Here is an 11,752-nt window from a genome sequence, read left to right on the forward strand (position 1 = left end):
AAGAAAGAAGCGGGACGGGCGTGTGCGGGGCCCGGAAAACGGGCCTGGGAGACACCCGGAGCGGAATTCCGGCCCCCCGTCCGTCCGGGCGTGGGCACTCCCTCCGGGCGTGGGGTGACGGCCGTGGGATTCATAACCACGCTGCCCCAGGATGCCCGCCTTCGCCCGTACACCGCCGACGCTCGCTCGCGCCCTCCTGCTGGGCTGCCGGGCAGGCCTGCTCGTCTTCCTGGTGCTCTACACGCTCTGTGCCCTGCTGAACATGCAACTGGGTTACCAGGGGAACGAGAGCGGTATCGTCACGGAGTACGTCTGGAACGAGTGGCGCAACGTGGTGCTGTGGCAGGTGGCGCGGCTCATCGGCGCGTACTGCGTGGTGGGGCTGGGACTCGGGGCGCTGCTGGGGGCCGGGCTGTGGGCGGCGGAGCGGAGCCGGCGCGCGGTGTTCTGGCTGAGCGGCCTGGGGTGCCTGGTGGTGGAGGGCTTCCTGGTGGCGGCGGACATGGCGCGGCATCCGCACCTGTACGCGGCGACGCTGTACGAGCGCTCGGAGGTGACGGCGGCGGTGCTGCGGGGGCTGAGCGGCACGCAGCCATCCGGTTGGGTCATGGCGGCGCTGGTGCTGCCGGTGATGAGCGTGCTGGCGGTGGTGGGACGGTGGCTGGCGGAGTCACCCCGCTGGCGCGGCGTGCTGGGCGGCGTGACGGCCGCCGCGGCGGTGGCGGGCTTCACGGGGCTGGGGCTGGCGCGGGCGGAGCGGGGGTCGGAGTCGGGCGGGCGGGCGAGGCCGAACCTGCTCATCCTGGCGTCGGACGGGCTCAGGCCAGACCATCTGTCGGGCAACGGCTATTCGCGGTCCACGTCGCCGAACATCGACCGGTTGATGGCGGAGGGCACGCGCTTCGACGACACGGTGGTGCAGGTGCCGCGCACGGCGCCGTCGTGGACGACGCTGCTCACGTCGCAGTACGCGGGCGAGCACCCGGTGGTGCACACGCTGGTGGGACGCGAGGCGCGCGAGACGAAGCTGACCACGTTGGCGACAGCGCTGGAGGCGCAGGGGTACCGCACGGCGGTGGTGGCGGACTACGCGGGGGACCACTTCTCGCGGTTCCCGTATGGCTTCCAGAAGGTGTCCGCGCCGGACTTCCGCTTCCCGGACCTGGTGCGGCAGCGGATGTTGATCACCCACGTGGCGCTGCTGCCGTGGACGGCGCTGGCGCCGGGGCTGTTCAAGGAACGGGGTGAGTTCCCGGAGCTGACGGACCCTGCCCCGCTGCGCACGCGGGTGCGGCATGTGCTGGACGGGATGCCGGAGGATGCGCCGTTCGCGCTGGTGGTGTTCGCGTCGTCCACGCACTTCCCGTACGCCGCGCCGTGGCCGCTGGAGGGCCAGTACGTGGAGCGCGGGTATCGCGGGCCGTGGCGGTTCGGGGCGACGCCTCGGATGGAAGTGGATCCGGATGCGCCCGGGGCCACGCCGGAGGATGTCGCGGCGCTGGGGGCGAACTACGACGCGGGGGTGCGCACGTTCGACGGGCTCGTGGGGAACGTGCGCGAGGACCTGGAGCGGCGGGGCCGGTGGGACGACACGCTGGTGGTGCTGCTGTCGGACCACGGCGAGCACCTGGAGGATGAAGGGCTGGGCCAGGGGCATGGCGACCACCTGTGGGGTAGCGCGGGGCTGCGGATTCCATTCGTGATGCGGCTGCCCGGGCAGGTGGCGTCGGGGCGACAGGTGACGCAGCGGGCGCGGTCGCTGGACGTGGCGCCGACGGTGTTGGATTTGATGGGCGTGCCCGCACCGGAGTCGTTCCGGGGACGTTCTCTGGCGCCGCTCGCGCGGCCGGGACCGGAGCCCAGGGCGTTGCCGGATGTGCCCGCGTTGATTGAGACGGACGTGTGGTTCAGCGACCGGGATGGGCAGGCGTACCAGACGGTGCGCATGCCGTATCCGTGGCTCTATGAGATTGCGATGGTGGAGGGCGACACGGGGGAGATCGCGCTGAAGCCGGAGTGGGAGGGACCGGTGCGGCGGGCGCGGCACCGGGGTTTGTATCTGGGCCGATGGAAGCTGTTGGAGCTGCCCACGCCGGATGGCGTGCGCGTGCAGCTCTTCGACACGGTGTCGGATCCGTCGGAGGTGCGCGACGTGGCGGGAGACCATCCGGACATCGTGGCCACGCTGAGGGCGAAGCTCGCGGCGGAGCTACCGGATGGGCCGGGCGAGGCTCGCGGTGCCGTGGGTCCTTGAGCTGCTTTCAGGACCCGGCGAGCACGGACTCTGGCGGCCGGGCATCCATCCGCCGCAGCGCCATCACCACTCCCACGAACGCCAGCGAGCACACCGCCAGCAACGTCACGTGGACGGAGGCAGGTAGCTCCGTGGTGGACGGCGCATAGCGGGACAGCAGGAACGAAGTCAGGTTGTTGAAGACGTGGACGAAGATGGGCAGCCGCAGGCTCCCCGTGCGCTCCGCGAGCCAGCCCAGGAACAGGCCCATCAGCAGGGCCATGGGGGTGTGGATGGGGTCGAAGTGCAGGATGCCAAAGAGCGTGGCGGCTCCCGCGATGCCCGCCGTGCGCCCCCAGCGCTCCACGAGCCGCGTCTGCACATAACCCCGGAAGAAGAGCTCCTCCGCCGTGCCCGCGACCAGCGCGCCAAAGAACAGCAGCGCCGCGAAGGTCACGACCGAACCCTGGCTCGCGGCCTGTAGCCCCTTCAGCGACGCCGCGTAATTCCATACGCCCGCGAGCACCGACAGGCTCTCCATCGCCTGTCCCATCGTGAAGCAGCCCACCAGCGCGGCCACCCAGGCCCATACAGGTAGCGGTGCTCCCGCGCCCAGGCGCAGCCGCTGCATCAACGGCGTGGGAGACAAGAACCCGCCCATGAGCGCGGCGACCAACGCCGAGAGGCTGGACGTCATCACGGCCGCGACCATCAGCCAGGGCATCCCCCTGAGCTTCTCCGTCAGGGCCTGGATGGCTTCAGTGTCCTGGGGCTTCACTCCCAAGCGGAACATCTCCATCGCCATCGCGATGCTGGCGGAAATGACGCCCCCGACGAGGATTGCCGTCACCAGGAGCGCGAACGCAACCAGGACCGTCCACACACGTGGCGGCGACGTGGGGACCGGCGAATGGGCAGCGGAGGGCAGGTCGGAAGGTGAATCCATGGCGGGCAATGGTATCGCCCAAGTTCGAGCGAGAGGAGACGGGCCCTGGTCCGCGACGGCCACATCCGGGACGCGACGACGGTCGTGCCTCTCGGCCCGTCATCAGGCTTCCTCGTCGGGAAGGAGCGTCCGGAGCAGTTCGTCGTCAGGACTGAGCGGACGCCAACCGGGCGGCGGCGGCCTGGCCAGGAGCGCATTGCTGGCCTGGTCCACGAGCCCCTGATGGGTTTCCGGCGTGTAGCCACTCCATCGACCGAGCGCGATGGCAATGTCCATACGGGCTTCGTCGTTCATGACGGTCGGCCAGCCCTTGGGGAACTCGTCGGACAGCTCGCGCACGAGCACATCGCGCACAAGGCGTGTGACTCGCCTGCGCTGCTCTGCCTCGGCAAGCAGGCCGCTGAACACCTGCACCGCGGCGACATCATCTTCACCAAGCTCGTCGGCCAGTGCATGCAACGGAACGGCAGGGCGCGCCTCAGCAAAGGCGGTGAGCGAGTCGTATCCACGCTTGCGTACCCGTTCGTACAAGCGGGCTCTCACGTCGCCATCCCACGGATGCCGGGCGGTCATGGCCCCCTCCAGGAGGCGAAGTTCATTGGGATTCTATAGTCCTTCATGTGCTTCGCGACGAGCTTCAGGATGGCATCCCTCGTCAACATCCGGCCGGCTCGTGCCTCTGCTTTGAGCAACTCGTGCATAAGAAGCTGGTTCCATTCACCAGGCCATGTGCGACCCAGGCGCCAGTCACCGCCACCGTGAATGGCCTCGTGGTGGGCCTGCTCCAACCGGACGCAGAACTGGTCGATGTCCATGTCACCCTGGAAGCCGCGCTGTTCGAACCATTCGCGGTGTTCCTGCGGGAGCACATGGTGCTTGGGCGCATCCGACATGCCGGCCCCCGCCCTGCCCGTCACCTGCATGCCGCGAACCTCCGGGCTGTCCCCCAGCGCTTCGCGCACGCCTCTGGGTAGGTCCTGATGCGCCTGGGCCATCATGACCTGTCCGCCCTGAATGAGGACGGCCGCGCTGACGGCGGGGACGGAGATGACGCCCGCCTGCACGAGCCTTCGCATCATTTCCACCCAATCGGCGGAGACCACCAACCGCGAGCCCACCATGACTCCGCCCGAGCTCATCACGAGGCCCACGCCGAGCGTCACAGGGGCCGAGGGCGGCGCGCGCGGCATGGCCACCTTCATCGTGGAGATCATCGTGACCATCTCCACAGCCTGCATCGCCGCGAGGATCTGCCCGCCCAGCCTCAGGGTCTCGCGGGTCTCCCGCTGGAGCGTGTCGAACTCACGCGTCAGCTTCCCCATCAGTTCAGGCATCGCGGTGGTCGCTGCCTCTACCCGCTCCGGGTCCAGTGAGGCGAGGTCCGTCAGCGTGGGCTCCATCAATCCCTGCACGCGATGAAGGTCCACGAAGAGCTTCTCGGCGCTGCACATGGGACAGTTTCGGAGCACGGCGTCTCCGAGGTGCAGGAAGTCCACCCAGGTGGCCAGCAGCAGGGTTCCGAATTGGGCCGCCTGGAGCTTGGGCCCTGTCATGCGAAGCAGGCCCAACTCCATGTCCGTGTCGCCGACTTCCGAGGCTGCGGTCGTCAACGCGGTGGCGCTCCCCAGCGCACCATGAAGCCACTTCACTTGCTTGGAGCCCTGGTCCAGGAAGCGCGTGAAGATGTCGCCAGTAAGGCCCCAGCCCCCGAGGTCAGGAGGACGAGCCGCCAGTTTGGAGAACGCGGCTTCAATACCCTTCAGAGTTCCCTTCACCTCGTCCGTGGCGCCGCGAACTGCCTGACGCGTCGATGCAGCGCTTCGAGCCCCGCCCCCAGCGACGGCCGCCCTGCTGCTGTCTCCCACGGCTGTCACGTCGTCACGCGGCTGCTGGCGGCGCAGGAGCCGTTGCTCGGATCCGGAGAAGGCGCGTGGGAGAAAGTCCCGAGCGTGCGGGGGCTCATCGCTTGGAGTTTCCACTCGTGCGGGTGAAGAAGCCTCACGCGGCGCATAGCTCATGCTTCGACCGCGCCCAGGCGCTTGCGACACGGAGACGCATCCCGTGGCCAGCAGCACCATCGACAGCAACAGGGCGTCAGCGCGCATGGTCCACTCCCAGGCCCACCGAGACGAACGCACCCGGGCGCAGCGTTCCTTCCGGCGTGGGGAACATCTGCGTGCCACCCGCCCTCATCGCTCGCACCTCCTGCCTGCACTCCGGTGCGGAGTGCAGAATCCCGTCATAACCGCCGAGGCCGACAGTTCGGCCTACCTGCCTCACCGGAGGCCCCGGGCATGTTGCGGTTCGCGCCCCTACGGCTGCTTCCGCACGCCGAGGGTGATGGACATCATTCCCCCCGAAGGCTGGAGCGTGACACGGCCCGCGGTGAGGTCCTCCTCCCGGAACTGATACAGGAGGACACCGGTGATGGTGTCATTGACGCTGACATCACTGTCCCAGACGCGGAAGGCCCAGGGCTCCACGAGCAGGCGACCCGCCGTGGCGGTACAACCGCCCGAAGTCCACGCGGGCGTATAGCTCTCCACTTCCGGCGTGAACGAGGCCGCCGTCGCCCCCGGGCATAGCATCTCCACGAAGACATCCGGCGCGGAGCCATCCGCATCCCAGGCCGTGCCGTTGTTGCTGGCCGTGATTTGAGCGGACGTGGGCTGGACGAACCAGACACCCGCCGGATCCGCGCCACACGTCTGGTCTGTCTTGCAGACCTGGGCCGCGTCGCATGCCTTGCACGTGGCCCCGGCCTTGCCACACGCGGAAGCGGTGTTCCCGGTCTGGCAGATGTTGTTGAAACAGCAGCCCGTGCAGTTCGCCGCGGAGCACGTCACCGGAGGCGTGTTGTCCTCCCCGGGATCGTCACCGCCGCCGCAACCCGCCAGGACCAGTCCCGCGACCACTGCCAACATCCGATGAATCTTCATGCCTGTGTGACGCCCCCGAGAGGTCCGTGTTCGGGGCGCAGGATGTCCAGGTGAACGTTGACTGTCTTTACCTCTCCCGGGGGATGGCGCATTCAGGGTCCCCGGAAGAAGCTTCCGCGAGCCGGTGCGGACACCGCCGGAATTTCACGCAGGTCGATGCCAGGAGTCGGCAAGATGCCGGCCATGAAGAGAACCCTGTGGCGTCGCGTGGGTCTGGTTGTCGCGGCCCTGTTGCTGGTGCTGGTCGTCGTCGCGGCCGTGGGACTGAGCGACGTGAACGTACCGGAGACCTCGCGCTTCGACGCCGACCTGGGCGCCATCCGGGCCCTGGCCGTCTCCACCGGCGCGCCGCTCCCCACCGGATTGCGCAGCCAGCACGTGAGCCGGGCGTCCGGGGTGCCCCACGCGCTCGTGGTGGCCGGCGGCGGCTTCGGAGAGGACTCCTTCGACTTCAACGCGTACCAGGTCGCCTATGCCGACGGCCGCACGGTGCTGGTGGACTTCGTGAGCGACGAGAAGACGCAGCAGGACCAGTTCCCCGGCGCGGAGTTCAACGCCGCGGCCTACATCCGGGTCCAGGAGGCGCTGCGCCGCGCGGACGCCACGGTTGTCACCCACGAGCACTTCGACCACTGCGCGGGCATCGCGCATTCGCCGTACCTGGACGAGGTGGCGAGCAAGGTCCACCTCACGGACGAACAACTGCGAAGCCCGCTCGCGGAGGAAGCCGGTTTCACCGCGGAGCTGCGCGCCAGGTTCACTCCACTCCAGTACGAGCGCCTGCACCTGCTGCGTCCCGGCGTGGTCCTCATCAAGGCCCCGGGCCACACGCCCGGCACCCAGATGGTGTACGTGCGGCTCGCCGACGGGCGCGAGTTCCTGCTCGTAGGTGACGTGGCCTGGCACCAGGACAACATCCGGCTCCCGAGGATGCACCCGCGCCTCACCAACTGGCTGGGCGGCGAGGATGCACAGGCGATGGCACACCAACTGCGGTGGCTGCATGGCCTGCTGCGCACCGCGCCCGAGCTGCACCTGGTGGTGGCCCATGACGGCGCGCAGATGCAGGACTATCAGCGCCGTGGGCTCATCCTGGACGGGCTGCTCTGAGCCATCGTTCGGACGTTTCGCGGCCCCGCGGGGCAGCAACTGCTTTGAATCGGAATGCGTTACTTCACTGGGAGGGCCGCGCCAGCGTTGCCTTCCCGGCTTCCGGCCGAAGCAGGAAGTGCCACCCCGGGGGGACCCATGTCGCTGAAGCTCCTGTCGCGGACGGTCGCGTCCGCCTGCGTGCTGTTCCTGCTGTCCGCGTGCCAGAGCACGGGCAATCCCATACCGCCACCCGGTGACACACCCTGCCGTGGCACCGCGTCCGTGCAGACACCGGTGCGCGAGAAGTTCCTCACGGTCGCGAAGCCGGTCTCCGGTGAATACGTCGTCGTGCTCAATGAACCCCAGGAAGGGGACGCCGCGCAGGAGCCGTGGGTGGTCGCGCGGCGCCTGACCGAGCGCTTCGGCGGCAAGACCTTCCACGTGTACACGCACGCGCTCCGGGGCTTCGCCGCGCGCATGAGCGAGAAGCAGGCCCGCGCCATGTCCGCCGCACCCGAGGTGGCGTACGTGCAGCAGAATGGCGTGGTGACGCTCGACGAGAACCAGTCCGATGCGACGTGGGGGATCGACCGCATCGACCAGCGCGACCTGCCGCTCAATCAGCTCTACTCGTATCAGACGCAGGGCCGGGGCGTGCACGTGTACATCCTCGACACGGGCCTGCGCCCCACGCACCAGGAGTTCTCCGGGCGGGCGAACATCGCCTTCGATGCCGTCGGCGACGGTCGCAACGGCGTGGACTGCAACGGCCATGGCACCCACGTGTCCGCCACGGTGGGCGGCAACATGTATGGCATCGCCAAGAGCGCGTCGCTGCACGCCGTGCGCGTGCTGGATTGCGAGGGCTCCGGGACGACGGCGGGCGTGGTGGCGGGCGTGGACTGGGTGACCGAGCACCACCAGTCCCCGGCGGTGGCCAACATGAGCCTGGGCGGAGGAGAGGACGCGGTGCTCGACGATGCCGTGCGCCGCTCCATCGCGTTGGGCGTGACGTATGTGCTGGCGGCGGGCAACGAGAACCAGGACGCGTGCAAGCGCTCTCCCGCGCGCACCGCCGAGGCCATTACCGTGGGGGCCACCACCACTGTGGACCGGCGGGCGTCCTTCTCCAATCATGGAGACTGCGTGGACGTCTTCGCGCCCGGCGAGGAGATCTTCTCCGCCTGGGCCAGCGATGACACGGCGACCCGAACGCTGAGCGGCACGTCCATGGCCGCGCCCCATGTCACCGGCATCGTCGCGCTCTTCCTGGAGGCCCATCCCGCCTCCGCGCCTCAGGAGGTCAGCACCGCCATGACGGGCAACGCCACGCCGGACAAGGTGACCAACCCCGGGCGCTGCTCACCGAACCGGATGGCCTACTCGGGCTTCATCGCACCTCTGCGGGCCCCCACCGTCCAGAACAGCGGGGAGTAGGCACGTCCTCGATTCCGCGCTCACGAGGGGGCGGGGGCCTCCTGCGTGGGTGGGTTGCCGGGTGGGGCCGTCTCGCGGGGGTCGCTACTTTGAAGGCGGGAGGTCGCGCTCCAGCCCCGCGACACGCCTGCCCATGGACCTCTACAGCGCCGCGAGGCGGATGGCCCGCCCCTTCCGGTTCACCAACCCGGCGTCCTACCGGGAGGTCCCCCTGGCGGGCCGCGGATTGATTGGTGATGGATGCTCCTGTGCGCTCGTCCGGCCGGACGGCGTCATCGACTGGCTCTGCTTCCCCCGCTTCGACAGCCCGAGCGTCTTCGCGGGCATCCTCGATGACGAGAAAGGTGGCATCACCGGCATCACCCCCGTCGTGTGGCCCTTCGAGAGCCTGCAGCGCTACGACCCGGACACCAACGTCCTGGAGACGCTGTTCCGCTTCGAGCACAAGGGGGCCATCCGCATCATCGACTACATGCCGTGGACCAACGACCCGCGCTCCAGCGTCCACGAGGTGCACCGGCGCATCGAGTGCCTGGAAGGCCCGGTGGAGCTGAACATCGTCTTCGACCCGCGCTTCAATTACGGGGCGTCGCGGACGCGGGTGGAGCGGGAGGAGCACGGCCTGGTCGCCCGCGGGTCGGGAGGGGAGCGGCTGGTCGCCGTGCTCAGCGGGGAGGCGGAGTGGCGGCCCTGCGAGGCGCTGCGCGGCCACCCCTGCCGGGGAGACACGGGCCTCCAGACGCGCATCCGGATGGGACCGGGCGAGCGGCGCTGGATGATCCTGTCGTGGGACTCCGACCGGCCGGAGCCGCTGGCCGCGTACCGGCCCTTCGACCACCTGCGGGACACGCGACAGGCCTGGCGCGAGTGGGCGCAACAGCTCCACTACGAAGGACCGTGGCGGCACCACGTGCTGCGCTCCGCGCTGGCGCTGAAGCTGCTGATGTACGGCCCCACGGGCGCGATGGTGGCCGCGCCCACCACTTCGCTCCCCGAGTGGATTGGAGGGCCTCGCAACTGGGACTACCGCTTCAGCTGGGTCCGCGACTCCGCGATGGCGGTGCGCGCCACCAACCTCCTCGGCTTCGAGCGTGAGTCGCGCGAGTTCTTCTACTTCGTGCGAGACACGTTGCAGCGCGGTGACACGCTTCAGGTGATGTACACGCTGGACGGTGCCTGCGTGCCGCCGGAGCGGGAGCTGGACCTGCTGAGCGGCTTCCAGGGCTCACGGCCGGTGCGGCTGGGGAACGACGCGAGGGACCAGTTCCAGTTCGACACCGCGGGCGCGCTGCTCGACGCGGCGTACCTGTACGAGCGCTCCGGCGGGCGGCTGCCGCTGCGCACCTGGAGACTGCTGCGTTCCGTCATCCAGGCCACCGCCCGCCGCTGGAGCGAGCCCGACCACGGCATCTGGGAGCCGCGCCGGGAGATGCGGCACAACGTGCACTCGAAGCTCATGGGGTGGCTGGCCCTGCGCCGGGGGCAGCACCTGTCACGGCTCTTCGGAGAGACGGCGCTGGAGCAGTCCAGCGCCGCCCTGGCGGACGTCATCCGTGCGGACATCCTGCGCAACGGCGTGGACCCGGCGCGCAAGCACTTCGTCGGGGTCTACGGAGGCAATGAGCCAGACGCCGCGCTGCTGCAACTGCCCATCGTGGGCTGCTTCCGGGGGACGGATCCGTTCATCCTGAGGACGCTCGACTGGCTGCGCGCGGAGCTGGGCGCGGGCCCATTCCTCCGCAGGTACAGGATGGATGACGGGGTCGAGGGGCCAGAGGGAGGCTTCATCCTCTGCGGCTTCTGGCTGGCGGAGGCGCTGGCGTTGGCCAATCGCATCCAAGAGGCCGAGGACGTCTTCGTCGCGCACGCGGAGGCGTCGAACCACCTGGGACTGCTGGCGGAGGAGATCCACCCGCTGACGCGCGAGCAGTTGGGAAACTTTCCCCAGGCCTTCAGCCACCTCGGCCTCATCAGCGCCGCCGCGCGCATCGACCGCGCGCTCAGGCTCCGGGACGAAGGGCAGTCGGAGCCCCCACACCTCCTGGAGCCCGAGCCGCCCTCCATCGAGTGACCCGGCGCGTCTCCGACACAGAAGCATCTGGCGGCACAGTTACATCGGGCCCGCGGTTCTAGGGGCAATGACACGCCAACCCATGCCGACGGCCGTTTGATTCGACCGCCACTTGTAGATGCGGCGGGAATCGAAGCCGCAGCAAAGGCGGAGCAAAACCCAAGCAGGTCGCGCTGTTACCGGCGAACGCCTTGAGAGCACACCGGATTGTTCCCCCTCGCCGTCCCGTCTCGTCCCATCGCGGCTGCGCGAGCAGGGACGTCACGGCCTGCTCTTCGACAATGGTGGATTCGCGACGCACAATCACAGCCTCATGCTCACGCCTGGGGCGGTGGCGGCGGAATCCCCAACAAGGCCTTGCCGAGGAAGTCGCGGCTCACCGCTGGAGGCCAGGCCATCAGCTGACCGCGCATGGCATCAAGCAGGTAGCGCTCGAGGGGATGGCTCCGCATGTAGCCCGAGCCTCCGGCGAGCTCCATGACCGCTGTGGTAATGGCCACGGCGGCTTCATTGGCCACGACCTTAGCCTACATCTGCAGCACGGGGAAGTCCGGCTCGCGCTGATCCGCGGCGATGGCCGCGCGCGTAGCCAGCGCCCGCGCCGCCTCCAGGCAGAGGCGCATCTCCGCCACCGAGAACTGCACCCACTACATCTCCGCGATGGCCCGGTTCTTCGGAGGCAGCTTGCGCTCCCTAGCGTAGCGGATGGCGAAGGCCAGCGCCGCCTCGACGATGCCGATGGAAATCCACGGCAGACCCAGGGCGATGGGGTTGGGCTGGGAGGGATCAAGCCGCAGCCGCCGGGACTCCGGCGTTAGCGTGTCCCGGAAGTGTAGGAGCTGGCTGCGCGTGGCCCGCATCCCCAGGGCGTCCCAGACATCCTCCATCCGGATGGAGTCGTCCTTGTCGAGGAGGAAGAAGGCGGGCTGCCATCACACACGGCAGTGAGCAGGTGGCTGGCCCGCTCGCGGCCCAACACGAAGCGATTGGTCACGGACAGGCGTCGGCCGCCAACAGCGCAACGAGCCTCCTGG

Annotated in this window: 10 protein-coding genes; 4 read left to right on the forward strand and 6 right to left on the reverse strand. The window is 69.1% G+C overall.

Annotated elements, in window-relative coordinates; translation table 11 throughout:
* The first annotated feature begins 151 nt into the window (after positions 1 to 151).
* Positions 152 to 2,254, forward strand: coding sequence for a sulfatase family protein (locus ACX114_RS31665; RefSeq protein WP_459290736.1), 2,103 nt, complete (start codon positions 152 to 154; stop codon positions 2,252 to 2,254).
* Positions 2,255 to 2,261: 7 nt separating this feature from the next.
* Here the strand turns inward: ACX114_RS31665 and ACX114_RS31670 are convergent, their stop codons facing one another.
* The 4 genes from ACX114_RS31670 to ACX114_RS31685 all read right to left on the reverse strand — a co-directional run bounded on the left by ACX114_RS31670 (position 2,262) and on the right by ACX114_RS31685 (position 6,103).
* Entirely contained in the window at positions 2,262 to 3,179 is a 918-nt protein-coding gene (locus tag ACX114_RS31670) for a CPBP family intramembrane glutamic endopeptidase (RefSeq protein ID WP_459290738.1), read from the reverse strand.
* Positions 3,180 to 3,281: 102 nt separating this feature from the next.
* Positions 3,282 to 3,752, reverse strand: a complete 471-nt coding sequence (locus tag ACX114_RS31675) for an NUDIX hydrolase (protein WP_459290740.1) — start codon at positions 3,750 to 3,752, stop codon at positions 3,282 to 3,284.
* Complete coding sequence (locus ACX114_RS31680) at positions 3,749 to 5,284, reverse strand: DUF2380 domain-containing protein (protein WP_459290742.1); 1,536 nt, start codon at positions 5,282 to 5,284, stop codon at positions 3,749 to 3,751. Before ACX114_RS31680 ends, ACX114_RS31675 begins: the two co-directional genes overlap by 4 nt.
* Positions 5,285 to 5,491: 207 nt before the next feature.
* Positions 5,492 to 6,103, reverse strand: coding sequence for a hypothetical protein (locus ACX114_RS31685; protein WP_459290744.1), 612 nt, complete (start codon positions 6,101 to 6,103; stop codon positions 5,492 to 5,494).
* A gap of 198 nt (positions 6,104 to 6,301) precedes the next feature.
* Between ACX114_RS31685 and ACX114_RS31690 the strand changes: the two genes are divergently transcribed.
* From ACX114_RS31690 to ACX114_RS31700, 3 genes are all read left to right on the forward strand, one after another.
* Positions 6,302 to 7,228 carry an MBL fold metallo-hydrolase gene (locus tag ACX114_RS31690; RefSeq protein ID WP_459290746.1) on the forward strand — a complete coding sequence of 309 codons (927 nt, stop codon included), beginning with the start codon at positions 6,302 to 6,304 and terminating at the stop codon, positions 7,226 to 7,228.
* A 138-nt stretch (positions 7,229 to 7,366) separates the two neighbouring features.
* Positions 7,367 to 8,647, forward strand: a complete 1,281-nt coding sequence (locus tag ACX114_RS31695; protein ID WP_459290748.1) for a S8 family peptidase — start codon at positions 7,367 to 7,369, stop codon at positions 8,645 to 8,647.
* Positions 8,648 to 8,780: 133 nt separating this feature from the next.
* A complete protein-coding gene (locus ACX114_RS31700) occupies positions 8,781 to 10,718 on the forward strand; it encodes a glycoside hydrolase family 15 protein (RefSeq protein ID WP_459290750.1) in 1,938 nt (645 codons plus the stop codon).
* A gap of 317 nt (positions 10,719 to 11,035) precedes the next feature.
* Here ACX114_RS31700 and ACX114_RS31705 read toward each other — a convergent pair whose 3' ends face one another.
* A complete protein-coding gene (locus ACX114_RS31705; RefSeq protein WP_459290752.1) occupies positions 11,036 to 11,218 on the reverse strand; it encodes an acyl-CoA dehydrogenase family protein in 183 nt (60 codons plus the stop codon).
* 147 nt (positions 11,219 to 11,365) lie between these two features.
* Positions 11,366 to 11,605 (reverse strand): hypothetical protein, encoded by a 240-nt coding sequence (locus ACX114_RS31710; protein WP_459290754.1) that lies wholly within the window; start codon positions 11,603 to 11,605, stop codon positions 11,366 to 11,368.
* Positions 11,606 to 11,752 lie beyond the last annotated feature (147 nt).

The organism is Corallococcus sp. M7 (genome assembly GCF_054512695.1).